This is a genomic window from Chromobacterium rhizoryzae (assembly GCF_020544465.1).
Classification (GTDB): domain Bacteria; phylum Pseudomonadota; class Gammaproteobacteria; order Burkholderiales; family Chromobacteriaceae; genus Chromobacterium.
On sequence record NZ_CP066126.1, the window covers coordinates 247,207 to 271,041 of the forward strand.

Annotated in this window: 21 protein-coding genes; 11 read left to right on the forward strand and 10 right to left on the reverse strand. The window is 68.2% G+C overall.

What is annotated here, in order from left to right:
- Nucleotides 1-52 precede the first annotated feature (52 nt).
- The 10 genes from JC616_RS01040 to JC616_RS01085 form a co-directional block, all read right to left on the reverse strand.
- Nucleotides 53-889: a CPBP family intramembrane glutamic endopeptidase gene (locus tag JC616_RS01040; RefSeq protein WP_146176772.1), complete on the reverse strand. Its 837-nt coding sequence runs from the start codon at nt 887-889 to the stop codon at nt 53-55.
- A 320-nt stretch (nt 890-1,209) separates the two neighbouring features.
- Nucleotides 1,210-2,688 carry a S8 family peptidase gene (locus JC616_RS01045; RefSeq protein ID WP_107801472.1) on the reverse strand — a complete coding sequence of 493 codons (1,479 nt, stop codon included), beginning with the start codon at nt 2,686-2,688 and terminating at the stop codon, nt 1,210-1,212.
- 27 nt (nt 2,689-2,715) lie between these two features.
- Complete coding sequence (locus JC616_RS01050) at nt 2,716-4,383, reverse strand: RCC1 domain-containing protein (RefSeq protein WP_227106280.1); 1,668 nt, start codon at nt 4,381-4,383, stop codon at nt 2,716-2,718.
- Nucleotides 4,384-4,716: 333 nt separating this feature from the next.
- Entirely contained in the window at nt 4,717-5,463 is a 747-nt protein-coding gene (ybgF, locus tag JC616_RS01055) for a tol-pal system protein YbgF (RefSeq protein WP_227106282.1), read from the reverse strand.
- Between the two features lie 161 nt (nt 5,464-5,624).
- The gene (gene pal / locus JC616_RS01060; protein ID WP_107801475.1) at nt 5,625-6,152 is read right to left on the reverse strand and encodes a peptidoglycan-associated lipoprotein Pal; all 528 of its coding nucleotides are present in this window, start codon (nt 6,150-6,152) and stop codon (nt 5,625-5,627) included.
- A gap of 14 nt (nt 6,153-6,166) precedes the next feature.
- Entirely contained in the window at nt 6,167-7,456 is a 1,290-nt protein-coding gene (gene tolB, locus JC616_RS01065) for a Tol-Pal system beta propeller repeat protein TolB (RefSeq protein ID WP_227106285.1), read from the reverse strand.
- Between the two features lie 74 nt (nt 7,457-7,530).
- On the reverse strand, nt 7,531-8,400 hold the full coding sequence (locus JC616_RS01070) for an energy transducer TonB (RefSeq protein ID WP_227106287.1): 870 nt from the start codon (nt 8,398-8,400) through the stop codon (nt 7,531-7,533).
- Complete coding sequence (locus JC616_RS01075; RefSeq protein WP_227106289.1) at nt 8,397-8,807, reverse strand: biopolymer transporter ExbD; 411 nt, start codon at nt 8,805-8,807, stop codon at nt 8,397-8,399. The genes JC616_RS01070 and JC616_RS01075 overlap by 4 nt, the downstream gene beginning before the upstream one ends.
- A 123-nt stretch (nt 8,808-8,930) precedes the next feature.
- Nucleotides 8,931-9,599 carry a class I SAM-dependent methyltransferase gene (locus tag JC616_RS01080; RefSeq protein WP_227106291.1) on the reverse strand — a complete coding sequence of 223 codons (669 nt, stop codon included), beginning with the start codon at nt 9,597-9,599 and terminating at the stop codon, nt 8,931-8,933.
- Between the two features lie 63 nt (nt 9,600-9,662).
- The gene (locus JC616_RS01085; protein ID WP_227106293.1) at nt 9,663-9,842 is read right to left on the reverse strand and encodes a DUF3460 family protein; all 180 of its coding nucleotides are present in this window, start codon (nt 9,840-9,842) and stop codon (nt 9,663-9,665) included.
- Nucleotides 9,843-10,076: 234 nt separating this feature from the next.
- On the opposite strand from JC616_RS01085, the gene JC616_RS01090 reads away from it, so the two are divergent.
- The 11 genes from JC616_RS01090 to JC616_RS01140 are packed head-to-tail and all read left to right on the forward strand — an operon-like array spanning nt 10,077 to nt 23,834.
- Nucleotides 10,077-11,510, forward strand: a complete 1,434-nt coding sequence (locus JC616_RS01090; protein WP_107801480.1) for an undecaprenyl-phosphate glucose phosphotransferase — start codon at nt 10,077-10,079, stop codon at nt 11,508-11,510.
- 7 nt (nt 11,511-11,517) lie between these two features.
- Nucleotides 11,518-12,981, forward strand: a complete 1,464-nt coding sequence (locus JC616_RS01095; RefSeq protein ID WP_227106295.1) for a mannose-1-phosphate guanylyltransferase/mannose-6-phosphate isomerase — start codon at nt 11,518-11,520, stop codon at nt 12,979-12,981.
- The gene (locus JC616_RS01100; RefSeq protein ID WP_227106297.1) at nt 12,978-13,892 is read left to right on the forward strand and encodes a glycosyltransferase family 2 protein; all 915 of its coding nucleotides are present in this window, start codon (nt 12,978-12,980) and stop codon (nt 13,890-13,892) included. Before JC616_RS01095 ends, JC616_RS01100 begins: the two co-directional genes overlap by 4 nt.
- Nucleotides 13,893-13,897: 5 nt before the next feature.
- A complete protein-coding gene (locus tag JC616_RS01105; RefSeq protein WP_227106300.1) occupies nt 13,898-14,704 on the forward strand; it encodes a polysaccharide biosynthesis/export family protein in 807 nt (268 codons plus the stop codon).
- Nucleotides 14,705-14,731: 27 nt separating this feature from the next.
- The gene (locus tag JC616_RS01110) at nt 14,732-16,726 is read left to right on the forward strand and encodes a GumC family protein (protein ID WP_227106301.1); all 1,995 of its coding nucleotides are present in this window, start codon (nt 14,732-14,734) and stop codon (nt 16,724-16,726) included.
- Nucleotides 16,723-17,907: a glycosyltransferase gene (locus JC616_RS01115; protein ID WP_227106302.1), complete on the forward strand. Its 1,185-nt coding sequence runs from the start codon at nt 16,723-16,725 to the stop codon at nt 17,905-17,907. The genes JC616_RS01110 and JC616_RS01115 overlap by 4 nt, the downstream gene beginning before the upstream one ends.
- Entirely contained in the window at nt 17,900-19,228 is a 1,329-nt protein-coding gene (locus JC616_RS01120; RefSeq protein WP_227106303.1) for a cellulase family glycosylhydrolase, read from the forward strand. The genes JC616_RS01115 and JC616_RS01120 overlap by 8 nt, the downstream gene beginning before the upstream one ends.
- Nucleotides 19,225-20,466, forward strand: a complete 1,242-nt coding sequence (locus JC616_RS01125; protein WP_227106305.1) for a glycosyltransferase family 4 protein — start codon at nt 19,225-19,227, stop codon at nt 20,464-20,466. Before JC616_RS01120 ends, JC616_RS01125 begins: the two co-directional genes overlap by 4 nt.
- A complete protein-coding gene (locus JC616_RS01130) occupies nt 20,450-21,553 on the forward strand; it encodes a glycosyltransferase family 4 protein (RefSeq protein WP_227106306.1) in 1,104 nt (367 codons plus the stop codon). The genes JC616_RS01125 and JC616_RS01130 overlap by 17 nt, the downstream gene beginning before the upstream one ends.
- Entirely contained in the window at nt 21,550-22,977 is a 1,428-nt protein-coding gene (locus JC616_RS01135) for an O-antigen ligase family protein (protein WP_227106307.1), read from the forward strand. Before JC616_RS01130 ends, JC616_RS01135 begins: the two co-directional genes overlap by 4 nt.
- Complete coding sequence (locus tag JC616_RS01140) at nt 22,974-23,834, forward strand: acyltransferase (RefSeq protein ID WP_227106308.1); 861 nt, start codon at nt 22,974-22,976, stop codon at nt 23,832-23,834. The genes JC616_RS01135 and JC616_RS01140 overlap by 4 nt, the downstream gene beginning before the upstream one ends.
- Nucleotide 23,835 lies beyond the last annotated feature (1 nt).

Below are 23,835 nucleotides of genomic sequence, written 5' to 3' on the forward strand. Positions count from 1 at the left end.
GGCCTGCTGCCGTTATGGTTTTTTATTTTGACATCAAGGTACTTAGGGCATATCACATCAGCCGCGGATAAGTGAACAGAATCAGGTGCACAGCGTTGAAGGCGACATGGGCCAGCACCGCCCACAAGACCTGGCGGGTGGCGGCGTAGACCAGGCCGTAACCCAGGCCGGCCAGGGTGGCGAGCCCCACCCAGACCCAGCCGCCGGCGACGTGGACCAGGCCGAAAGCCACCGCGGCGGCCATCAGGGCGGGAAAGGGTTCGGTGCGCAACTCCAGCCAGCGTTGCAGGCCGGCGCGGAAGAAGGCTTCCTCCGCCAGCGAAACCAGGAAGAAGTTGGCGAACAGCCAGGGCAGCAGCCAATGCGGCCATTTCGGCGCCCAGGCGATGACGCCGGCCACGCTGGCCAGGCCCAGCACGACCAGCAGCAGCAGCGCGCCGACGCCGGCCGCCGCCGGGCCCCAGCGCCGTTCCACTTGCGGGCTGGCGGCCAGCACCATCAAGAGCAGCCAGCCGGCGGCGCCCTTGTCGTAACTCCAGTACAGCCGGTAGGGCGCGCTGTTCGGCGTGCTCAGGCCCTGCCACAGCAAGGGGTTGTCGAAGCCGGGCAAGGCGTGCAGCGCCAGCGCCAGCAGCAGCGCGATCCAGACCAGCCACAGCTCCGGCCGCCGGTAGTGGCGCGCGGCCAGGCTGACGGCGAGGGCGGCGAGGAGGGCCGCGGCGCCCAAGGGCTGCACCAGGCCGCAGGCGACGGCGACGCCGGCGCTGCTGAGCGCGGCCAGGCGGGAGGGCCAGCGCAGGCGCAGGCTTTCGGCCAGCAAGGCCAGGGCCAATAGGAGGAAGGCGGCAAGGGATAGGGAATCCGGCAGGGGCGGGGTGGGCAGAGGCATGGCGGGCTCGCGGCGGGATGGGTTTGGATACTGAATGATACCTAAGAACCTGTTTACGATCTGCTGCGCGTCGTGAGACGTGGCACGGTGAGTATGGCATTCAAAATGCTCGTGTACCGTGTGCGCATTCCGCTTTCCCCACCGCAACGCCATGTCATGTCTTGGTTCGCGAGATCGTAAGCGCGCCCTGAAAGCGTTGAGAAAAAAGCCGCCGCCGTCTGGTTTTGGGCCAGAGCCGCGGCGGCAGGCTCCCGGTGTGCAGGGAAAGGAAGCCGCAAGCGAACCGGCGGCCGGCGCCGGGGCGCCGACCGCCGGCCGGCTTAGTTGGCTTTGGCCGCGCGCACCGCGGCGGCGGCGTCGGTGATGCCGGCGGAGCAACCTTCGCAATCCGCCGCCGGTTGGCGGGCAGTCTTGATCAGGATGTTGCGCACCGCTTTCCAGTTGAGGCTGGGGTTGGAGGACAGCATCAGCGCCACCAGGCCGGCCACGTGGGGCGTGGCCATGGAGGTGCCCTGGAAGGCGGCGTAGCTGTCCGCGCCCGGCACGGTAGTACCACTGTTCAGCGTGGAGTAGATGCCGGGGTCGCCGCTGTTGAGGTCGCCGCCCGGCGCGGTGACGGTGGTGATCGCGCCGTAGTTGGAGTAGGAGGCGATGCCGCCGGACTTGCCGTTGGAAGCGACGGTGATCACGCCGGGGCAGCTGGCCGGGTTGGTGTTGCGCACGTTCTTCATCGCGTTGCCGGCGGCCACCACCACCACGCCGTTGCGGGCGTTGACCTGCTGGATGGCGTCGCGATAGGTGCGGCTGCACGGCTGGGCGCCGCCCAGCGACATGCTCAGCACCCGCGCCACATTGGCGTTGACCGGCGCGCCGGGCACGGTGGCGCCCACCGCCCACAGCATGGCGTCGGCGATGTCCGAGCTGGCGCCGCCGCATTGACCCAGCACGCGCAGCGGCAGCAGCTTGGATTTGGGCGCCACGCCGGTCAGGCCGTTGGCGTCGCCGGCGGCCGCGGCGATGGTGCCGGCCACGTGAGTGCCGTGCCAGCTGCTGTTGCCGGCGCGGCACAGGCTGCCGTCGCTGTAATCGCCCTGATCCAGGCCGTTGTTGGTGCGCGCGTTTTGCACCGGTTGGCCGTTGCTGTCCAGCAGCGGGCTGCCGTCGGCATTGGTCTGCGCCACCGCCGGCAGGCGCGCGCGCTTGGGATCGGAGATGAAGTTGTAGCCCGGCTCCAGCAGATTGGGCTTGAGGTCGGCGTGCGGACGGTAGCCGGTGTCCAGCACCGCCACGGTGACGCCGGCGCCCAGCGACAGGTCCCAGGCGGCCGGCAGGTTCATCGCGCCCGGTTCGCCGGCGCTAGCCTGCATATCCCATTGCTTGGCCGCGTAGAGCGGGCTGCTGGGCAGGTAGTTGGGGCTCATGACGAAGTCCGGCTCGGCGTATTCCACCGCCGGGTCTTGCTGGATCTTGCGCGCCAGGGTCTGGGCTTCGGCCACGCTCATCGCCTTGCCGCTTTGATAGACGTAGGCGCCGGTGCCCATCTGGTGATGGAATTGCAGCGGGCTGCCGCTCAGTTGCTGCACGCGTTGGGTGCGGGCGGCGAAATCCGCCGGGCGGCTGGACGGGGCGCGGCCGCCGTTGGCGATGCGAGCCTGGGTCAGTTGCAGCTGGGAGACGCTGTGGTATTTGACGATGATGCCGGTGATGCCGGCGGCGGAGGGCGCCGCGGCGGCGATGTCGGCGCCGGCGCCGGCCAGCAGCGCGGCGGTCAGCAGGGACAGCGAGGTTTTGCGGTTCATGTGTTATTGCTCCAATGCGGCGACGGCTTAGTTCTTGACGTAGGGGATGGCGGCGAGGCCGGCCGGGGCATTGCCGCCGGCGGACGGGCTGCCCCAGGCGACGAACTTGCCGTCCTTGGCCACGGCGAGGAAGCCGCCGAGCGGAGTGCTGTAAATGGCGCGGATATTGACCAGGCGCGAGCGGACGGCGGAGCTGTCGCCGCCGTGGGTGGGCGCGCCCCAGGTGACCACGCTGCCGTCGGCCTTCAAGGCGGCGAAGGCGTAGTCGTTGGCGAACACGGCCACCACATCGCGCAGGCGGTGCCGCACGGCGCTGCTGTCGCCGCCGCGCAGTTCGTCGCCCCAGGTCACGACGCTGCCGTCCTGACGCAGCGCGGCGAAGGCCAGTTCGGTGGAGGCGATGGCGCGCACGCGGTTGAGCTGGTGTTGCACGCCGCTGGCGTCGTTGCGGGCGCTGTCGCCCCAGGTGACCACGCTGCCGTCCTTGCGCAAGGCGGCGAAGGCGGTCTTGCTGGCGTAGAGCTTGGCCACGCCGGCCAGGTTGCCGGCCACCGGGCCGGTGTCGGCGCCGCGGTCGAAGTAGGCGCTGCCTATGGTGGCCACCGAGCCGTCCTGCTTCAGCGCGGCGAAGACGTTGAGGTTGGTCTGCACGGCGCTGACGCCGGCGGGCATGGGCTCGCTGCCGTCGTAGTAGTCGCTGGTCTGGCCGTCCCAGTTCAGGCCCCACACCACCACGCTGCCGTCTTTTTTCAGCGCGGCGAAGTTGTAATCGGTGGCGGCGATGCTGGCCACATTGTTGAGTTTGGCGGCCAGCGGCGAGGCGTCGCCGCCGGAATTGGGATCGCCGAAGGCGAGCACGCTGCCGTCCTTCTTCAGCACCGCCACCGCGCCCAGATTGTGGCTGACGCTGGCGACGTCCTTCAGCGCGGCCAGTCGGGCGGCGTCGAAGTAGGAGGAGATGGATTTGGAGCCGCCGCTGCCGTCGAAGGTGGTTTCGATATTGCCCCAGCTGGTGGCGCTGCCGTCGCCGTTGAGCGCGACGAAGCCGCGTTTGGTGGGCCACAGCTTGGCGATCTTGCCCAGCGGCGCCACCGGGGAGGTGGCGTCGGCGCTGCCTACGCCCACCGGGCCGGCGAAGCTGGCGCCGGAGCCGGCGCGGCCCCAGCCGACGACGGTGCCGTCGGCCTGCAGCGCGGCCATCGCGCGTTCATTGCCGGCCACCGCCACCACGTCCTTGGGTTGGGCGGGCAGGGCGGAGGTGTCGCCGCCCAGGCGGCGGCTGCCCCAGACCGCCAGCGTGCGGTCCGCCTTGAGCACGGCGAACACCGACGGCGCGCTGAACACGTTTTGCGGCACCAGGGTCTGGCTGGCGCTGGTCAGCGCGCAGCTGACGGTGGCGGTCAGCGGCTGGTCCGGCGCGCTGTCTTCGACGCTGAAGCCGCGGGCGCCGTTGCTCCATTGCACGCGGGGCTGGCCCAGGCACAGGCCGCTGGGCACCGCGGTCAGCACGCCGCCGCGGTTGCCGAAGATGTCCACCGCCAGGCGGCCGCTGCCGCCATGATGGCTGGAGCCGTCGCCGGGCTGGCTGCCGCTGCCGTCGTCTTCGCAGCCGGACAGGCCGCCGATCAGCGCTACGCCCACGGCGATAGCGCCAAGCCGGAACCATTGGGTTCCGCTTGCTTGTGTGGTTCTCATCACGGGTAACTCCTTTGTAGATCTTGTCGTTTGTATTTTTATCCTGGGTTTAAACCCAGAACGAATATATTGTCATGCGATAAGCATGTTTGGTAGAGAAAACGCATGGATAAGGCAAGCGGGCGCGGAGGCGGCGGAAGGAGAGGGAGGCGGAGCGCTGCGCCATTTTGGTGCGGCGAGCGGATAACCATTGGTTATAATTATTTGTGTTTTAATTTTTTATTGAAAAATCAGCTATTTGCCGGCGACGGAAACGACGCGGAAGACAAAGCCAGCCGCGGCGGGCTGGCTTCAAAATGGGGCATGACGGCCGGAGGGGAGCCGGCCGGGGTGTTACATTTTTGCCAGTTGTTGGCGCGCTTTTTGGGCGGAGTCCGTCTTGGGATACAGTTTGATCAGGCGTTTGTAAGTGGCTTTGGCCTGGTCCATCTGGCCTAGGTCGCGCTGGCAATTGCCGATATTGCGCAGGGCTTCCGGCGCGAAGTGGTTGTCCGGAAACCGCTCGACGAAGCGGCGATGGATGTCGATGGCGGCGTCGTATTGGCGCAGCGCGGTGTGGGACACGCCCAGCCAGTAAGTGGCTTCCGCCACTTGCGGCGCTTGCGGGTTTTGTTCGATGAAGCCGCGCAGCGCGTCGGCGGCTTTGGCGAAGTCGCGAGCGCGCAGCAGGTTCAGCGCCTTGTCGTAATCCGGGCTGGTGGCGGCGCCGCCGTCCGCGGAGCCGGAGGCCGCGTCGCCGTGCGTGGCGGGCATGGGCTTGGCGCCGCTGTTTTCCAGATGGCCCAATCGGCCGTCCAGATCGTTGTACAGATCGTTCTGGCGCTTCTGCGTGGTTTGCAGATTGTAGTTCAGCACTTCCACGTCGCCGCGCAGCTTGGCCACTTCAGCCTTCATCGCTTCCAGCTGGCTGACCATTTCCAACAGCTTTTCATTGGAAAGCTTGCTTTCCACTTCATTGAGCCGGGTGGACGCCTGGCGGTTGACTTGGTCCAGCTGGCGGCGGGTTTCTTCCAGATCGCCGGTGGTGGCGCAGCCGGTGAGAACCAGCAAGAGCGCGCTGCAGAGGGTGAGCCGTTTCATGGTTGTCCCGGGATGTCCCGCCGTCCGGCCCGGAGGGGACGACGCTTGTAAGGTGGGTGGCAATGAATACAGCCGGATATCTTAACGGCAAGCGCGTGAAAACGCATCCGCCCGATGTCCGGCTGTAAAAGCCGGCCCTGAATCGGGCCGGCGGTTTGGGCTTAGTGGCCTTGGTACACGATGTCGGCGCGACGGTTCTCGGCGAAGTCCGCGTCGGTGTTGCCGGTGGCGCGCGGTTTTTCCTTGCCGAAGCTGACCGCTTCCAGCTGGCTTTCCTTGGCGCCCAGCACTTCCATCGCCTTTTTCACGCTTTCGGCGCGACGCTGACCCAGGGCCAGGTTGTATTCGCGGCTGCCGCGGGCGTCGGTGTTGCCCTGGATGATGACTTTTTTGTCAGCGTTCTGCTTCAGGTAGGCGGAGTGGGTTTCCACTACCGGCTTGCCGCTGGCGTCAACGGAGGAGGAGTCGAAGCCGAAGTAGACGCTGCGCTTGGCCAGCGGGCTGTTGGGATCGTTCAAGGGATCCACGGACACCTGATTCTGGTTGCCGCTGCCGGTGTCCACCGGCGCGGTGGTCTGCGGCGTGGTGGGCTGCTGGGTGCCGGCGGTGGTGTCAGCCGGTTTGGTGCTGGCGCAGGCGGCCAGCAGGGTAACGGTGGCGGTGCCGAGGACGAGTTGTTTCCAGTTCATATCAATAGCTCCAATTAAGGACGATTAAATGGGCCCCAAGCCGGGTCCTGTACATCGCCGTTGATCACGGCCAATTTCACTTTGCTGCTGCCATCCGTGGTGGCGGCGTACAACACGCTCTTGCCGCCGGCGTCGCTGGCGTACAGCACCATGCGGCCGTTGGGGGCGAAGCTTGGGCGTTCGTTGTAGCCGCTGTCCGACAGCGCGCGGCTGTCGTTGGTGGCCAGGTCTTGCGCCATCACGCGGAAGTTGCCTCCCTCGCGACGGATGTAACTCAGGGTCTTGCCGTCCGGCGACACCTTGGGCGACACGTTGTAGCGTCCTTCCCAGGTGACGCGCTGGGCGTTGCCGCCATCGGCGGACACGCGGTAGATCTGCGGGCCGCCGGCGCGGTCGGAGACAAAGTACAAGCTGCCGCCGTCCGGGCTCCATGTGGGCTCGGTGTCGATGCCGCCGTTGTACATCAGCCTGCGCGCGCCGCCGCCGTTGGCGTTGATCACGTAAATCTGCGAATTGCCGCTGGTGGTCAGCACCACCGCCAGCTTGCCGCCGTCCGGGCTCCAGGCCGGCGCGGAATTGCTGCCCTTGAAGTTGGCGGCGGCGAAACGCTGGCCGGTGGCCAGGCTCTGCACCCAGACCACCGGCTTCTTGCTTTCAAACGACACATAGGCGATGCGTCCGCCGTCCGGGCTCCAGCTGGGGGAGATGATGGGCTCCCTGGAGCGCAGAATGGTCTGGGCGCGTCCGCCGTCCACGTCCGCCACTTGCAAGAGATAGCTGCCGCCGGTCTTCAGCACGTAAACGATGCGGGTGTTGAAGAAGCCTTTCTGGCCGGTGATCGCCTCGTAAATCATGTCGGCGATCGCGTGCGCCACCTGGCGTGTGCGGTCCGGGGTGACGGTGAATTCGCCGCCGGTCAGCTGCTTCTTCTGCGCGACGTCCATCAGCCGGAAACTGATTTTCAACTGTCCGCCGCTCGCGGCCTCCACTTTGCCGATGGCGACGGACTGCGCGCCGGCGGCCTGCCACAGCGGGTAGCGGATGTCGGCGGGCTCAAACGGCGTATTGGCCACGCCGGCGGCGTCCACCATGCGGAAGGCGCCGGAAATCGTCAGATCGTTCTTGATCACCGGGCTCAGGCCGCCCTGGGCGTTGGCTTCGTCCTTGAACGGCGCGATGGCGATGGCGTGGCGATTGGCCCCGCCGCCGACGATCTCGATGGTCATTTCCGCTTGCGCGCCGCCTGCGGCCATCAGGCCCAGCGTGACGAGCAGCATATTCAACAGAGTTTTGAAGCTGGACATTAGTTCCCTCGAATCAGTCTATCGGCATGAGGCGACGCCGCAGCCGGTCCATCATGGCTTGTGTTTGGTCCGCCTTATGACTTGGGCCGGAACTCCATCTTGAACTGCCGGTAGCCATCGTTGAAATTGGCGCCGGGCGGCAGCGCCGGGAAGGTTTTCGCTTCCCAGATCGCCCTTTGCACCGCGTCGTCGTAAGCCTTGCTGCCGCTGCTTTGCAGCAGCTGCACCCGGTTCACTTCCAGCGAGGGCAGCAGGCTGACCTGCAACACCACTTTGGGGTTGCCGCTCAGTTCCGGCGGCACTTGCACCAGCGGGGTGACTTTGGCCTTGACCCGGCTGATCCAGCCGGCCTTGGCCGTCGACGAGCCGTTGGCCGCGCCGCCGGCCACGCCGTTGGGCGAACCGGCCTGATCGCTGCGCGCATTGGCCTTGCCGCTGGTGCGCGGGCTGTCCAGGCTGGCCAGCAGATCGTCGGCTTCCGGGTTGTAGGTTTTGGACGGCTTGGGCTTGGCCTGCGGTTTGGCGGCCGGCGCCGGCGGCGCTTTGGCCTCCGGTTTTTTCTCGGCGGGCTTGTCCGCTTTTTTCGCTTCGGGCTTCTTCGCCGGTTCCGGCTTGGGCTCCGGTTTAGGCTCGGGCTTGGGTTCCGGCTTGAGCTTGGGCGGTTCCGGCGGTTTCTTGTCGCGGCCCAGGTTGACGTCGGCCGGCGGCTCGGCCACGACGGGGCGCGGCGGTTCCGCCACCGGCGCGGGCTTGGGTTCGGCCACCGCGGCCGGCGCGGGCGGAGGCGGCGCGGTGGTCCACAGCTCCAGCGCCACCGGTGCCTGTTCCTGCAGGGTTTGGGAATGGAAGCCGCCCCACAGCAGCAGGCCGACCACGGCGACGTGCAGCAGTACCGAAACGATCAGCGACCAAGGACGCGGCGAGGTGGACACTGCGGCCATCATCCCTGCTTCTGCTGCTTGACCGTCAGCGCCACGCGCTTGACGCCGGCCTGGTGGAGTTTGTCGGCGATCTGCACCACTTCGGCGTACTTGAGGTTGGCGTCGGCGGAGATGGCCACCGGGCGTTCGGCCGCGCCCAAGGCCTGGATTTGCACCGCAAGATCGGCGACGGAGGCGACGTCGGTCTTGCGGTCGTTGTCTATCAGTTGAATCTTGCCCTGGGCGTCCACGGTCACTTCCAGCGGACGGGTGTCGATGCTAGCGGCCTGGGACACGCTGGGCACTTCGATCACGCCGGGCGTGAACATCGGCGCGGTCACCATGAAGATGACCAGCAGCACCAGCATCACGTCGATGTAAGGCACGACGTTCATCTGGTTCATCTGGCGGCGGGGACGGCGATTGAGCATGGAGCGTCTGTTAGCGTTGGCAAGCGGTCATGATACACCGGGCTCCGGTCTAGGTGTCCGGGGGAAGCGGATCAGACCGCGGCGGATCATGAAAAGTTCATGGCCACGGTCGCCTGTGGGGGCTCAGGCCTGCCGCGTGCACAGGGTCAGCCCGTCCCCCACCGGCAGCACGCACATGCGGATGCGAGGGTCGTGCTTCAGGCCAGCGTTGAATTCATGCATCAGATGCACGCCGGGCGGGTCTTCCGGCTTGGGCTCCACCACGCGGCCGGACAGGAAAATATTGTCGATGGCGATCACGCCGCCGGGGCGCACCAGCTGCAGGCAGGCTTCGTAATAGTCGCGGTAGGCGGGTTTGTCCGCGTCGATGAAGGCCAGGTCGTACTGGCCGGCCTGGCCGGCGTCCAGCTGTTGGCGCAGGGTGGCGAGCGCCGGTTGCAGCACCAGTTCGATGCGCTCGGCGACGCCGGCGCGGGCCCAGTAGTCGCGGGCGACGGCGGTGAAGGTTTCGCTGACGTCGCAGGCCAGCGTGCGGCCGTCTTCCGGCATCGCCAGCGTTACCGCCAGCGCGCTGTAACCGGTGAATACGCCGATCTCCAGATAGCGGCGCGCGCCTATCAGCTGCGCCAGCCAGGCCATGAACTGGCCCTGTTCCGGCGCGATCTGCATTTTGGCCATGCGGTGGGTGGCGGTGAATTCGCGCAGATCGCGCATCACCGGGTGTTCGCTGAGGCTGATGTTCAGCAGGTAATCGTGCAAGGCGCCGTCTAGCGCCACGGTGCGGCTGGTCATGGGGTGTGCAGTGCAATCGGAAACGCCCGCGGCGCGGGCGTCGGGTCAGGCGGGGAGCCGGGCTTATTCCGGCTGGTAAACATAGGGTTGCTGCGGTACGCGGGATTCTTTCCAGCGTTCCTGGTCGTCGGCGTTCACTTGACGATCCCACAGGGTCAGGCGCAGTTCGCGGCGCTGGTTGTCCACTTCCGGATGTTCTTCCAGGAAGCCGTTGATGAATTGGGTGAAATCGGACTGATACATCGCATCGTTCCTTCTGGGGTGATGTCGTGATTTTAATCGATAAATCGCCGCGCAGTCAGCTTGAGCGCCCGCTTTACATTCTTTTTGACAACAGATTTCAAACTGTAACGCAAATCTGGTTGCGTCGGAGAAGCTTTGCTGCGATATTGCGTAAAAGATTTAAAGACATTTAAGCAAAATTTTAAACTGAAAAGGCGTTTTTGTTTAAGCAAATTAAACTTAACGGTTTATGTGATGCGAATTCGCAATGTGGACAGCTTGGTGCAGTTCTACCCCGAGACCTTGACCTATCTGCGGCTGCTGGCTCGGCTGACGCATTTGGCGATGGTGTTGGCGCCCGGCTGCGTTTTGCTGCTGCTTGAGCCGGTTTCGGCGGAGGCCCGCGGGCAGGCCGTGCAGGTCTTGCTGCTTGCCGGCGTTCTGGCCTTGCTGTCTTTTCAGGCTTTTGGCGTCTACGGCGGCGGCATGTTTCTGCGTCAGCTGCGTTTGCGGCCCTTGGCCGCGGCGTGCGCGCTGCTGTTTGCGGTCTTGTGGCTGGCGCGCGGGTTGTCGCCGGCGCTGGCGGCCTTGCCGGACCGGCTGTGGCCGGTCTGGTTCGCGGCGACGCTGACGCTCTTGCTGTCGCAGCGCTTGCTGGTGCATGTCTGGTGCCGCCGGCTGGTGCGCCGCGGCGTGGGCCTGCAACGCACGGTGATTCTGGGCTGTACCGCCAGCGGCCACTTGCTGGCCGGTTTCCTGCGGGAGAACGCGGACATCCGCGCTTGCGTGATTGGTTTCGTCGACGACCGCTCCGACCGTTTGCAGCACGCGATGGCCGGCCTGCCCTATTTGGGCGGCATGCAGCGGCTGGAGGCGATGGTGCGCGAGGGCGAGGTGCAGCAAATCCTGGTGGCGCTGCCCTGGGCGGCGGTCAAGCGGATGGGGGATTTGGTCAGCCTGCTGCGGCGCTTGCCGGTGACGGTGCTGCTGGCGCCGGACATGGCGGGCTTGCGGCACGCCCATCATCGGGTGAGCGCGGTGGCCGGGCTGCCCATGTTCAATATTTCCGAGCGGCCGCTCAAGGGCTGGTCGCCCTTGCTCAAGCGCTGCGAGGACGTGTTGCTGGCCGCTTGCGCGCTGACGCTGGCCGCGCCGCTGATGTTGTTGATCTCCGCGGCGATCAAGCTGGATTCGCCGGGGCCGGTGTTGTTCCGGCAGCGGCGCTACGGCTACAACAACCGCCTGATCGAGGTCTACAAATTCCGCTCCATGTACGTGGAGCAGGCCGACGCGGACGCCGAGGCGCAAACCACGCGCAGCGATCCGCGCGTGACCCGCGTCGGCCGTTTCATCCGCAAGACCAGCCTGGACGAGTTGCCGCAATTGCTCAATGTGCTGGGCGGCAGCATGTCCATGGTGGGGCCGCGTCCGCACGCCACGGCCACCAAGGCCGCCGGCGTCTTGTTCGAGGACGCGGTGGCGGAATATTCCGCCCGCCACCGGGTCAAGCCGGGCATTACCGGCTGGGCCCAGGTCAACGGCTACCGCGGCGAGACCGACACGCTGACCAAGATAGAGCGCCGGGTGGCGCACGATCTCGAATACATCGAGAACTGGTCGCTGTGGTTCGACGCCTACATCCTGATCCGCACCCTGCCGGCCGTGCTCTCGGCCGACGAAGCCTATTGAGGCCGCCATGCAAAGCCCAAGACCAGAACTGATTCCCTGCATCGTGTCCGGCGGCGCCGGCACCCGTTTGTGGCCGGTGTCCCGGCAAGCGTTTCCCAAGCCCTTCATCCGGCTGGCCGACGATCAGAGCCTGTTGCAGAAAGCCTTTCTGCGCGCCGCGCGCCTGCCGGGGGTGAAACGGGTGATGATCATCACCAATCAGCAGGCGCAGCTGCGCACCCTGGACGAATGCCGGGCGGTCAACGCCGGCGGACTGGCGCTGGAGCTGCTGCTGGAGCCGGAAGGGCGCAACACCGCGCCGGCGCTGGCGGCGGCGGCCGCGGACCTGCTGGAGCGCGAGCCGGAGGCCGATCCGCTGCTGCTGGCGTTGCCGGCGGATCATCTGATCGCAGACGAAGCCGCTTTCGCCGCCGCGGTGGAGAAGGCCGCGCGGCTGGCCGCCGCCGGCCGCATCGTCGTTTTCGGCCTGACGCCCAGCCGCGCGGAAACCGGCTTCGGCTATATCGAGGCCGGCGCGGCGATCGGCGTCGACGGCCAGGAGGTGGCGCGTTTCGTGGAAAAGCCGGACCGCGCCGCCGCCGAGAGCTATCTGGCCGGCGGCCGTCATCTGTGGAACAGCGGCATGTTCTGTTTTTCCGCCGCCGCGCTGTGCGCAGAACTGGCCGAACACGCGCCCCAGGTGCTGGCGGCGGTGCGGGACTGCCTGGCGCACAGCCCGGCGTCCCCGCACGCGGACCACAGGCTGCGCGCGCTGGAGCATGAGCGCTTCGGCCGCTGCCCGGACATTTCCATCGACTACGCGGTGATGGAGCATACCCGCGCCGCGGCGGTGGTGCGCTGCGAGCTGGGCTGGAGCGATATCGGCAACTGGGACAGCCTGGCCGAGCAGTTCCCGGCCGACGCGGACGGCAACCGCGTCAGCGGCGACGCCTTGCTGCGGGACAGCCGGGACTGCTTCATCCAGAGCCGCGGCCGGCTGATCGCGATGCTGGGCGTGGACAATCTGGCGGTGGTGGACACCCCGGACGCCTTGTTGGTGGCCAAGCGCGAGCGCAGCCAGGACGTGCGGGAGCTGGCGCGGCGGCTGCAGGAGCAGAACCACCCGGCCTGGCGGCTGCACCTGAGCTCGCAGAGGCCCTGGGGCCATTACACCGTGCTGGCGGACAGCGAGCGCTACAAGATCAAGCGCATCGTGGTGAAGCCCGGCGCGGCGCTGTCCTTGCAGATGCATCATCACCGCAGCGAGCACTGGATCGTGGTCAGCGGCACGGCGATGGTGACCCACGGCCAAGAAGAGCGCTTGCTGCACACCAATGAATCCACCTTCATTCCCGCCGGCGAAACCCATAGATTGAGCAATCCCGGCCTGATCGATCTGGTGTTGATCGAGGTGCAGAGCGGCGAATATCTGGGCGAGGACGACATCGTGCGCTTCGCCGACGACTACGGCCGTTCGGAGGCCGCGCCGTGAGCCGAACCGCGCTGATCCTGCCGGTGCGCAACGCCGGCCGCCATCTGGACCGGCTGCTGCCGGCGCTGGCGGCGCAAAGCCTGCGCCCGGACGAATGGCTGGTGCTGGACAGCGAGTCCAGCGACGGCAGCCGGGCGCGCCTGCTGGCCGCCGGCGCCAGCGTGGTGCCGGTGCGCGCCGCGGACTTCAATCACGGCGGCACCCGCCGGCTGGCCAGCGAGCTGACCGACGCCAAAGTGCTGATCTATCTGACCCAGGACGCCATTCCCGCCGGCCCCGACGCCTTGCGCCGCTTGCGCGACGCGCTGCTGGCGGAGGACGACATCGGCGTCGCCTACGGCCGTCAACTGCCGCAGCCGGATGCCGGCTTGCTGGGCGCGCACGCGCGCCGCTTCAATTATCCGCCGTTCAGCCGCACCAAGCGGCTGGCCGACGCCGCCGAGCTGGGCATCAAGACCTGTTTCAGCTCGGACTCCTTCGCCGCTTATCGCCGCGAGGCGCTGCGCGGGGTGGGCGGTTTCCCCGTGGACGTGATCGGCTCCGAAGACGCCCACGTCGCCGGCCGCATGCTGCTGGCCGGCTGGTCGGTGCGCTACGAAGCCGCCGCCTGCGTCCACCATTCCCACGATTACGGGCTGTGGGAGGAAATGCGCCGTTATTTCGACATCGGCGTGTTTTACGGCCGCGAGCGCTGGATCGCCGAACGCTTCGGCCGCGCCGGCGCGGAAGGGCGGCGCTTTGTGCGTTCGGAACTGGAGACGGTCCGCCGCGCTGGCCAGCCCTGGCGGCAGCCCGAAGTGCTGCTGCGCTGCGCGCTCAAGCTGGCCGGCTACCGGCTGGGCCATGTCGAACGCTGGCTGCCGCGCGCGCTCAAGCGCCGCCTCAGCATGTTCCCCGCTTACTGGAAATGAACGCGATGACCACCGCCAAGCTCGCCGCCGTCTTGTTGTCCGCCCTTTTGGGCGGACTGACGGCCTGTTCCACCCCCAGCACCATCGCGCTGCCGGACGCCAAGACCGTGGAAGCGCGGCGGCTGGCGCTGCGCGACATCAGCCAATTGCCGCCGCCGACGACGCGGGTGATGAACGGCGACACCCTGCGCATCGTCCGCGACGCGCAATCCCCGGCGGAAAAAGACGAGATGGCGCTGTTCTTCGTGCGTCCGGACGGCAGCTTTTCCTATCCCAACGCCGGCCTGGTCCGCGGCGGCGGCCGCACGCCGGAGGAGATAGGGGCGGAGATCACCGAGCGGCTGTCCGCGCTGTACCGCCAGCCGCAAGTCACCGTCAACATCGCCATCGCGCCGGGCAACCGCGTCTTCGTCGGCGGCGCGGTGCGCAATCCGTCCGCCTTCGAGCTGAGCGCCGCCGCCAGCATCGAACAGGCGGTGATAGGCGCCGGCGGCGTGCTGCCGTCCGCCGACAGCGAGCACGTGGCGCTGCTGCGCATGGACGAGACCGGCCTGTATCAGATTTATTTCACCGATCTGGCGCGGATGCTGGACCCGGCCGCCGGACGGCGCGGGGTGATGCTGCAGCGCGGCGACATCGTGTTCGTGCCCAAGTCCGCCATCGGCAAGGCGGTGGAGGGCGTGGACATGTACGTCAACCAGCTGCTGCCCTTCTCCAAGGCGATAGGCATAGGACTGAATTACGACCTGGGCGGCAAGGGCAGCAACAACGTCAACATCCAGAACAACCCCACCATCAAGGCCGGCGGCTAGCCCCTGGTCCGCACCGGCGATAGCGATATGATAGAAATCCGCTCCTTCCGCGACCTGGCCCGCCTGTTCTTCATCTTCCGGCGCGAGTTCAAATGGGCCTTCGTCGCCACCGTGCTGGTGGCGGCGCTGGGCGCCTTCCTGCTGCCGGCCCGCTACGAATCCGAAGCGCGGCTGCTGGTCAAGCCCGGCCGCGACACCAGTACGTTGCCGATCGAATACGCCGACCGTCAGACGCTGGTGGCGCCCAGCACTCAGCGCGATCCCATCGTCGACGAGGAAAAGCTGCTGACCGGCCGCCCCATCATCCACCAAGTGGCCGACTACTACCTGAACGAGATGCGCTCGCCGCCGCCGCAAGGCTGGTGGAAGACCGTCAAGCACCGGCTAAAGCAGGCGGCCGGCGCTGTGCTGGACGGCGCGCGCGACGCGCTGGCCCTGATCGGGGTGGTGGAAACGCAGACGCCGCAGGAGCGGCTGGCCGCCAAGCTGGAAAAGCAATTCAGCGTCAGCCACCAAAGCGGCTCGGCGGTGATGGAAATCGCTTTCAGCTGGGACGATCCGGCGGTGGCGCGGCAAGTGCTGAACAAATGGCTGGCGCTGTACATCGACGAGCGCAGCCGCGCGCTGGGGCGCAAAAGCCTGTACGCGTTTTACGAAACCGAAAGCGGCAAGCTGGCCGAGCAGATCGCCGGCTACAAGGAGCGGATCGGCCAGCAATTGCGCCAGATCGACGGCATCAGCTCCAAGGAGCGTCTGGACAGCCTCACCGACCAGCTCAACAAGCTGGAGGCGGCGCGCCGCGCCGATCAGGCGGAGTGGACGGCGATGCAGGGCGGCATCGCCAACGCCCAGGCCAGCGGCGGCAAGCTGCCGCGCGAAATCGTCAAGGAGCGCGAACTGAGCCTGAACCCGGCGCGGCAAGACCTCAAGCTCAAGCTCAACGGCCTGGAGCTGGAACGGCTGGACAAGCTCAAGACCTATCTGCCGGACGCGCCGCCCATCCGCGAGCTGGATGAAAACATCGCCGCGCTTAAAAACTTGATCGCCCGGGAAAAAGACACGGTGCAGCGTTCGGAAAACCGCGCGCCCAGCGATCTCGTCAATCTGCTGGAGCGCGGCAAGTTGGAGCGCGGCATGCGCGCCGGCGAACTGAAGGCCAAGGTGACGGCTTACGACAAGGCCATCGCCGAGCTGAAGGACGAGCGCGCGCGCATTCTCGGCGTGGAGCCGGAGCTGTCGCGGCTGGAACGCAATCTGGCGGTGGCGGAAAAGAACTACCTGCTCTACCGCGACAGCCTGGAAAAAGCGCGCATAGACCGTGAGCTGGACAACAGCCGCATCAGCAATATCGCGGTGATAGAGCAGGCCACTTTCAGCCCGGCGCGCGTGTTTCCCAAGAGCCTGGCGATCCTGCTGGCCGCGGTGCCGGCCGGCCTGGCGGTGGGCTTGTTCGCGCTTTACCTGTGCTATCTGCTGGACCAGCGCATCCACGACGGCGGCGGCGTAGAGCGCCGTTTCGGCGTGCCGCTGTGGAGCACGCTGATGGAGTTGGAACCGGGGCGGACCCCGCCGCCGGCCTTCGAGGCCAGCGTCTATCGCCTGTACAGCCAGTTGCCGGCCGACAAGCTGGCGCGGGACGGCCTGGTCATCGGTCTGGCGTCGTCGCGGCGCGGCGAGGGCGTCAGCTTCGTCGCCGGCCATTTTTTGCGGGTGCTGGCCGAGCGCGGCGTGCCGGCGCGGCTGGCCGCCGGGGACGCGCGCGTCGCCGCCGGCGAGGTGGCGCTGATCGAAGCGCCGGCGCTGCTCGACAATCAGCAGGCCTTCGTGCAGCTGAAGCGCGCCGATCTGATCTTGCTGGTGGTGGAGGCGCGCGCCTCCACGGTACCGGTGGTGGAAAACGCGCTGGCCATCCTGGGCGCCGCGTTCGGACAGGTAGACGGCATTGTGCTCAACCGCCGCCGTTTTGAAATCCCCGCCGCCGTGTTGAGAGGCGCGGCGCGTTGGAAAGGAGAAGGCCGATGAAGATCGCCCTGCTGGCTCCGCTGCCGTCGGAGCAAAACGGCATCGCCGACTACGCCGACGCCTGGCGTCGGGCTTTGGAAGACGAAGGCGTCAGCGTCGTCTCCCCGCTGGACGGGCAGCCGCTGGCGCTCAACGCGCTGGAACTGTCCTGGCAGATGCAGAACGTGGACTGGCGGCGTTTCGATCTGGTGCACGCGGAACTGGGCGGCGGCCGCTGCGGCGAATTCATGGCGCTGGAGTGGTTGGCGCGCCATCAGCCGGGGCTGAGGCTGACGGCCACCGTCCATGATCCGGAACGCCTGGTCTGGCGGCCGCCCGGCTTGCCGCGGCGGCTGCCGCGCCCGCTGGCCCAGGCCGCGGCCTTGCTGGCCGCCCCGCTGACGCTGGCGCGCGAGCGGCGGCTGGCGCGGCGCTTGACCCGGCTGGTGACGCTGACGGCCACCGGCGCGGAAGGCCTGGCCCGGCGGATGCGCTTGCCGGACGGCCGGGTGTTCCACATTGCGCACGGCAATCGCGAAATCGCCGCCGAACCGCTGCCGGCCTTGCCGCCGCAGGGGCCGTTGCGGCTGCTGTACTTCGGCTACATCTACCAGGGTAAGGGCATAGAGGATGTGCTGGACGCGCTGGCCCTGCTGCAGCAAGAACCGGACACCCGGGACCGGGTGCGGCTGACCTTGGCGGGCGGGGTGGCGCCGGACGTCGCCTTCGGCCGCTCCGGCTCTTATCTGGAATCCCTGCGCCAGCAAGCCATCCTGCTGGGGCTGCATCGGGACATGCTGGAGTGGCGGCCGGACCTGCCGGCCACCGACATCCCCGGCCTGATCCAGGCCCATCACGCCATGGTGCTGCCGTATCGGGAATCGTGGAAGCTGGCCTTGCTGGGCCGGATGTGCGGCGCCAGCGGCGCGCTGTCCTGGGCCGTGGCCTGCGGCCGCGGCGTGGTCTGTTCCGACGCGCGCGCGCTGGCCGAGGAGGCCTCCTTCGGCAATGGAGAGGTCTACGCCCGCGGGGACAGCGCGGCGCTGGCCCGGACCCTGATCAGCCTGCTGCGTCAGCCCGAGCGCTTGCGTCTGCACAGCGAACAGGCGCGCAGCCTGGGGCGGGAACGCGCCTGGCCGCGCGTGGCGACGCAGTTTCTGCGCATGTTCCAGACCGCGCTGGGGGAGAGGGCGCATGGCTAGCGCGCGCGGCGCGGCGTGGCGGACGCTGGTCCTGGCGGCGGCGCTGACATTGGCCGCGGCCGGCCCGCGCGCCGAAACCACCGAGCTGACCGCCGGCCGGCCGGTGGTGTGGCGCGACTTTCTCGGCGTCAACGCGCACTTCCTCTGGTTCACGCCGGAGCAATACCAGCGCCAGATGCAGCAGCTCAAATCGCTGGGCCTGAGCTGGGTGCGGGTGGACCTGCATTGGGACCGCCACGAACCCAAGGAAAACCAGTTCGTGTTCGCGCCGCTGGATCAGCTGGTGGACACGCTGAAGGCGCAGAAGCTCAAATCGGTGTTCTACCTGGTGGGATCGGCGCCCTTCGCCAGCAGCGTGCCGCCGCTGCTTGGTTCCAGCGACCAGTACCCGCCCAAGGACGACAAGGTGTTCGCCAAGCGCATGGCCATGTTGGCCAAGCGCTATCCGGCGGTGGACGCCTGGCAGGTGTGGAACGAGCCCAACCTGCCCGGCTTCTGGCGGCCGCTGCCCAGCCCGGAAGGTTACGGCCGTTTGCTGCAGGCCAGCGCGGAAGCGCTGCGCGCCGCGGCGCCGGGCAAGCCGGTGGTGATGGCCGGCATGGCTTATTACAGTCAGATGCCGGTGCGCGGCGGCCTGATGCTGGAGGAACTGGGCAAGAAGGGCACGCTGAATCTGAAAACCATCGTCGCCTACCATCCCTACAGCCAGCAGCCTGAGGGCGATGATCCTAAAACGCGGGACTTCGTGCTGCGCGCTCAGCAGATCAACGCCCGGCTGCGCCAGGTCAAGGCGCCGGGCATCTGGGCCACCGAATGGGGCTGGTCCAGTTACGCCGGCCCCAAGGAAGAGCAGGACATCATCGGCCGCGACGGCCAGGCGGATTATTTACTGCGCCGGCTGGCGCTGATGAGCGCGCTGGACTACGACCGCGTCTTTCTGTTCGCGCTGTCCGATCTGGACCAGCGCGCCAGCGCGCGCGACCGCGGTTACGGCTTGCTGGATCTGAACGGCAAGCCCAAGCCCGCCTACAAGGCGCTGGCGCGCTTTCTCGCCATCACCGGCCCGCGGCTGGAGCCGGCGCCGCCGCCGCGCCTGGACGCCGCGCCGGACGGTTTGTACAGCATCGCCTGGCGCAAGCCGGACGGCGCGCGCCTGTGGATGTTCTGGAGCGCGAACGGCGGCGCGGCGCGCTTGCCCGGCGTCGCCCGCGCCACGCTGCGCCAGCCCTTGAGCGGAAGCAGCGCGGCCTTGAGCGCCGCCGGCGGCAGCCTGAGCGTGGCGGTGAAGCCGCAGCTGCAAATCCTGGAGTGGCGAGAATGAAGCCGGCCTCTCTTTCCCTTGGCGGCTGCCCGCCGCTGCGCATTCTATGGACCCTGCCGTATCTGCCCTGGCCCACCACCAGCGGCGGCAAGCTGCGCCAGTTCCAGCTGCTGCGCGCCTTGGCGGCGCGCGGCCACCGCATCACCTTGCTGGTGCAGAGCAAGGAACCGGCCAGCGAGGCCTGCCGCCGCCAGCTGGAAGGCATTGTGGAACGGCTGATCGTGCTGCCGCGCCGGCCGCTGAAGCACCCGCTGACGCTATTGGCGGCGGCCTTGGGACCCTACCCGATGCTGGCCAGCGTCAACGGCCTGTCGCCTGATCTGAGCCGCACATTCGACGGCCTGCTGCGCCAGCGCTGGGACGTGGTGCAGATCGAGCACAGCTACGGCTTGCAGCCCTTCCTGGAAGCGCTGGACCGCCGCCGTCAGCCCTTTTTGCTGACCGAGCACAATGTCGAGTCCGAACTGGGCGCGGCCACCTATCAGCATCTGCCGCGCTGGTGCGCGCCCTTCGTCTGGTGGGACCGCTGGCGTTACCGGCGTTGGGCGGCCCTGGCGCTGAACGCCGCCGAGCGCGTCGCCGCCGTCACCTGGGAGGACGCCGCGGCGATGGCCCAGCACAGCGGCCGGCTGGTGGACGTGGTGATCAACGGCGTGGACGCCGACGCCTTCGCCGAAGTTCGCCCGGATTACGCCAGCCAGCGTCTGCTCTTCGTTGGCAATTTCGAATACCCGCCCAACCGCGACGCCGCCGTCTGGCTGGCGGCGGAAGTGATGCCTAGGTTGTGGCGGCGCTTGCCGCGGGCGCGGCTGGCGATATGCGGCTACGCGATGCCGGAGGATTGGGCGCGGCGCTGGCCGGACGCGCGGCTGGAGTGGCTGGGCTTTGTGCCGGAACTGCCGACGCAGCAGCGGCGCGCCGCGGCCTTCATCGCCGGACTGCGTCAGGGCGGCGGCTCCAAGCTCAAGGTGCTGGAGGCGCTGGCCGCCGGCCTGCCGCTGCTGAGCACGCCGCAGGGCGCGTCCGGGCTGGATCTGCGTCCCGACAGCGAATACCTGCGCGGCGACGACGCCGAGCAACTGGCGGAGGCGGCGGCCGCGCTGCTGAGCCGGCCGGAGCGCGCGGCCAGCCTGGGCGCGGCCGGGCGCGAATTCGTGCGGCGGCGGCACGATTGGGCCATCGCCGCCGACCAGCTGGAAACCTTGTACCGGGAGCTGAGACATGCGCATCGGAATTGACTACCGCCCGGTGACCGCCGCGCCGCGCTCCGGCATCGCGCGGCAAGTGCTGGCGCTGGAGGCCGCGCTGGCGGCGCGGCCGAACGTGGAAGTGCTGCGTTTCACCGCCTGCCCGGCCGACCATCCCCACCGGAGGCTGGCGGAATGCCCGGCGCGGCCCAGCCCGGCCGACGGGCTGCATCGCCCGCGCGAGCGCTGGCATTTCGAATGCCGCTTTCTGCCGCAGGCCATCCGCGCCCGGCGGCTGGATCTTTACATCGCCACCGCCAACACCGGGCTGCCGCCCTGGCGCGCGCCCGGCGGCGTGCGCTACGCCATGCTGTTGCATGACGTGTTCCAGCTGACCCTGGACAACTACCACGTCAGCCTGCTGCGCGCGCTGGCCTATCGCGTGATCGATTGGGCCGGCACCGCGCGCTCCCTGCAACGCGCCGACGCGGTCTGGACGCCGTCGCAATTCACCGCCGACGCCGCCGCGCGGCTGTTTCCGCGCCAGCGCGCCAAGCTGGCGCTGCTGCCCAACGCGGTGCCGCAGCCGGCGAGGCCGGCCGCGGAGCCGCCGGCCGGCTTGCCGGCGCGCTATTGGCTGGCGGTGGGCGCGCGCGAGCCGCGCAAGAATATGCCCTGGTTCGTCGAGCAATGGCGGAAAGCGCGTCAGCGCCAGCCGGACCTGCCGGCGCTGGCGCTGGTGGCGCGGCCGGAAGACCTGCCGGCTGAGCTGCGGCGGCTGGACGGCCTGATCTGGCTCAGCGATCTGGACGACGCCATGCTGAGCGCGGTGTACGCGGGGGCGGAACGGCTATGGCAGCCGTCCTACGCCGAAGGCTTCGGCCTGCCGGTGATCGAGGCGCTGGCGCAAGGCACGCCGGTGGCGGTGGCCACCGGCTCCGCGCTGGACGAGGTCGCGCCGCCGCAAGCGGCGCGTTTCGCCCCCAACGACGGCGGCGAGCTGCAAGCCTTGATGCACCGGCTGGCCGCGGCCGGGCCGGACGGCGATGTCGACGCCAACCGCGCCTGGGCGCGCCGCTACGATATGGACGCCTACCGCCGCCGCGTGGATCAACTGCTGGACAGGCTGCTGGCATGACGCCGCTGAATCGCGCGCTCGCCCTGAGCTGCGGGCTGTTGTTCGGCGGCCTGCTGGCCCTGCTCAGCCCGGCCGCCGCCGCGCTGGCGCTGGCCGCCGCCTGCGCCGGCGTCGCCGTGCTGCGCGCGCCCTTGCTGGGACTGGCGCTGTTCGGCCTCGCCGCCACCCTGGCGCCTTACGCCACGGTGCAACTGGGCGTGCGCGTCACCGTGTCCGAGGCCTTGCTGGGCCTGGCCTGGCTGGGGGCGCTGCCGCGGCTGGCCGTCGGCCTCCTGCAATGGCCGCGCGGCCGCGCCGAAGGGCTGCTGCTGTGGCTGATGGCCTTCAGCCTGCTGCCGTTTCTGGCGGGCCAGCTGATGGTGCAGGCCGACGGCAACGGCCCGGTCAACTGGGCGCGCTGGCTGCTCAATCTGTCCGCCTTGTTTCTGGCGCCGCTGCTGCTGCCGGACGAACGCAGCCGCGACCGCCTGATCGTGACGCTGCTGCTGGGCACGCTGGCCATGCTGCTGCTGTCCATCGGCTATTTCCTCAAGGACCGCGACGCCAACAGCTTCATCCCGGTGCTGGAAAAACTGCGCTACGCCCACCCGGAAGCGGTGCGTGACATCTTCTCCGCCAACTACACCCGCATGGCCTCGCCCTGGGTGCATCCCAATCTCACCGGCGGCGCGTTGGCGCTTTTCCTGCCGCTGGCCTTCTTCTACGGCCTGGCGCAGCGCGGCTGGCGGCGCTTGCTGGGCCTGACGGTGGCGCTGCTGGGCGCGGCCGGCCTGCTGTTCAGCATCTCGCGCGGGGCCATCGTCAGCCTGGCGCTGGTCTTGCTGTGGCTGAGCTGGCGGCGCGCGCCGCACGCCGGCCGCATCATCGGCCTGGCCGCGGCGCTGGGCCTGGCCCTGGTCTTGTTCTATCCGCCCTTGCAGGAACGCCTGGCCACCACCTTCTCCGCCAGCAACGCCAGTACGGAAATCCGCATGGACGAATACCGCCGCTTCCCCGACGCGGTGCGTGCCTATCCGCTGGGCCTGGGCTTCAAAGTGGATCCGCCGCCGCCGGACAGCGGCCTGCTCGGCATCTCCAACCTCTGGCTCAATTACGTCTACAAGCTGGGCGCGCCCGGCATGCTGCTCTTCGTCGCCGTCACCGTCGCCTGGTGGCGAGAGGCGCGGCCGCGCGGCCCGCTGTCCGCGCTGGACCCGGAGCGCGCGATCTGGCTCGGCACCCTGTCCGGCCTGCTGGCGGCGCTGCTCACCGGCCTGTTCGACCACTACTACAGCTTCACCATGGTGTTGATCGGCCTGTTCTGGCTGCTGATGGGCGTCAATCTGCAAGCGGCGCGCCGGCTGGCCGGCCACGGCGATCCGCTATTGAGCGCCGTCGCGCCCTCCGGCCCGAAAACCGTTGATCCGAAAGCGAAACCGAGATGAAACCCACCGATCTTCCCGCCGCGCCGGCGCTGACGCTGCGCCACCGCATTTACCACAGCAGCGCGCTGCGCGAGCGGCTGGACGGCTACGCCGCGCGCCTGGGCGCGGCGGCGGCGGAACTGGCTGCCGCCTACGACTGGATGCTGGCCAACAACGTGGCCTTCGAGGAGGGTGACGCCGCCGAACCGCGCGTGTCCATCGTCTCCGTCGACATGGAAAGCCGCATCCCGCACCCCTTGGCGAGCCGCTTCTACGCGCTCTTGCGCGACGAAGTGCCCACCCAGCTGGTGCCGCGCTACGGCCTCAACTGGGCCACTTTCAAGGACCGCTGGCTGCGCGCTTGGGAGCAGGGCTACAACATCCTGATCAACAAGCTGCCGTCCCACCACCTGCGGCTGGCCTGGCTGCGCCTGGGCGGCGCGCGCATCGGCAAGGGCTCCAGCGTGTGGCGCAACACCGAGGTGCTGGGCGTCAACAATCTGGTGATAGGCGCGGACAGCTGCGTGGCCTGGCACTGCCTGCTGGACGCGCGCGCGGGGCTGATCATCGGCGATCACGTCGCCATCGCCTCCTACGCCAAGATCATCGCCGGCAGTCACGACCTGAGCGCGCCGGAATTCTGGTCGGTGTCCGCGCCGGTCTATATCGACGACTACGCCTGGATCGCCACCGGCGCGCTGATCGGCCACGGCGCGCGCATCGGCCGCGGCGCGGTGGTCACCGCCAACACCGTGGTGGGCAAGGAAGTGGCGCCGTACAAGATCGTCGGCGGCAGCGGGGCCAAGCCCATGGGCGAGCGGCCGCGCGATCTCAACTACAAGGTGGGCGGCAAAGGGCTGTTCACCCTGTTCCACTGAT

Bases quoted from the DNA above. Each gene is read 5' to 3' on its own strand.
- JC616_RS01135 (WP_227106307.1), top strand. From the start codon at position 21,550: ATGACGCCGCTGAATCGCGCGCTCGCCCTGAGCTGCGGGCTGTTGTTC.
- JC616_RS01105 (WP_227106300.1), top strand. From the start codon at position 13,898: ATGACCACCGCCAAGCTCGCCGCCGTCTTGTTGTCCGCCCTTTTGGGC.
- pal (WP_107801475.1), bottom strand. From the start codon at position 6,152: ATGAACTGGAAACAACTCGTCCTCGGCACCGCCACCGTTACCCTGCTG.
- JC616_RS01075 (WP_227106289.1), bottom strand. From the start codon at position 8,807: ATGCTCAATCGCCGTCCCCGCCGCCAGATGAACCAGATGAACGTCGTG.
- JC616_RS01125 (WP_227106305.1), top strand. From the start codon at position 19,225: ATGAAGCCGGCCTCTCTTTCCCTTGGCGGCTGCCCGCCGCTGCGCATT.
- ybgF (WP_227106282.1), bottom strand. From the start codon at position 5,463: ATGAAACGGCTCACCCTCTGCAGCGCGCTCTTGCTGGTTCTCACCGGC.
- JC616_RS01040 (WP_146176772.1), bottom strand. From the start codon at position 889: ATGCCTCTGCCCACCCCGCCCCTGCCGGATTCCCTATCCCTTGCCGCC.
- JC616_RS01115 (WP_227106302.1), top strand. From the start codon at position 16,723: ATGAAGATCGCCCTGCTGGCTCCGCTGCCGTCGGAGCAAAACGGCATC.
- JC616_RS01110 (WP_227106301.1), top strand. From the start codon at position 14,732: ATGATAGAAATCCGCTCCTTCCGCGACCTGGCCCGCCTGTTCTTCATC.
- JC616_RS01080 (WP_227106291.1), bottom strand. From the start codon at position 9,599: ATGACCAGCCGCACCGTGGCGCTAGACGGCGCCTTGCACGATTACCTG.
- JC616_RS01070 (WP_227106287.1), bottom strand. From the start codon at position 8,400: ATGATGGCCGCAGTGTCCACCTCGCCGCGTCCTTGGTCGCTGATCGTT.
- JC616_RS01140 (WP_227106308.1), top strand. From the start codon at position 22,974: ATGAAACCCACCGATCTTCCCGCCGCGCCGGCGCTGACGCTGCGCCAC.
- JC616_RS01045 (WP_107801472.1), bottom strand. From the start codon at position 2,688: ATGAACCGCAAAACCTCGCTGTCCCTGCTGACCGCCGCGCTGCTGGCC.
- tolB (WP_227106285.1), bottom strand. From the start codon at position 7,456: ATGTCCAGCTTCAAAACTCTGTTGAATATGCTGCTCGTCACGCTGGGC.
- JC616_RS01120 (WP_227106303.1), top strand. From the start codon at position 17,900: ATGGCTAGCGCGCGCGGCGCGGCGTGGCGGACGCTGGTCCTGGCGGCG.
- JC616_RS01130 (WP_227106306.1), top strand. From the start codon at position 20,450: ATGCGCATCGGAATTGACTACCGCCCGGTGACCGCCGCGCCGCGCTCC.
- JC616_RS01085 (WP_227106293.1), bottom strand. From the start codon at position 9,842: ATGTATCAGTCCGATTTCACCCAATTCATCAACGGCTTCCTGGAAGAA.
- JC616_RS01095 (WP_227106295.1), top strand. From the start codon at position 11,518: ATGCAAAGCCCAAGACCAGAACTGATTCCCTGCATCGTGTCCGGCGGC.
- JC616_RS01050 (WP_227106280.1), bottom strand. From the start codon at position 4,383: ATGAGAACCACACAAGCAAGCGGAACCCAATGGTTCCGGCTTGGCGCT.
- JC616_RS01090 (WP_107801480.1), top strand. From the start codon at position 10,077: ATGCGAATTCGCAATGTGGACAGCTTGGTGCAGTTCTACCCCGAGACC.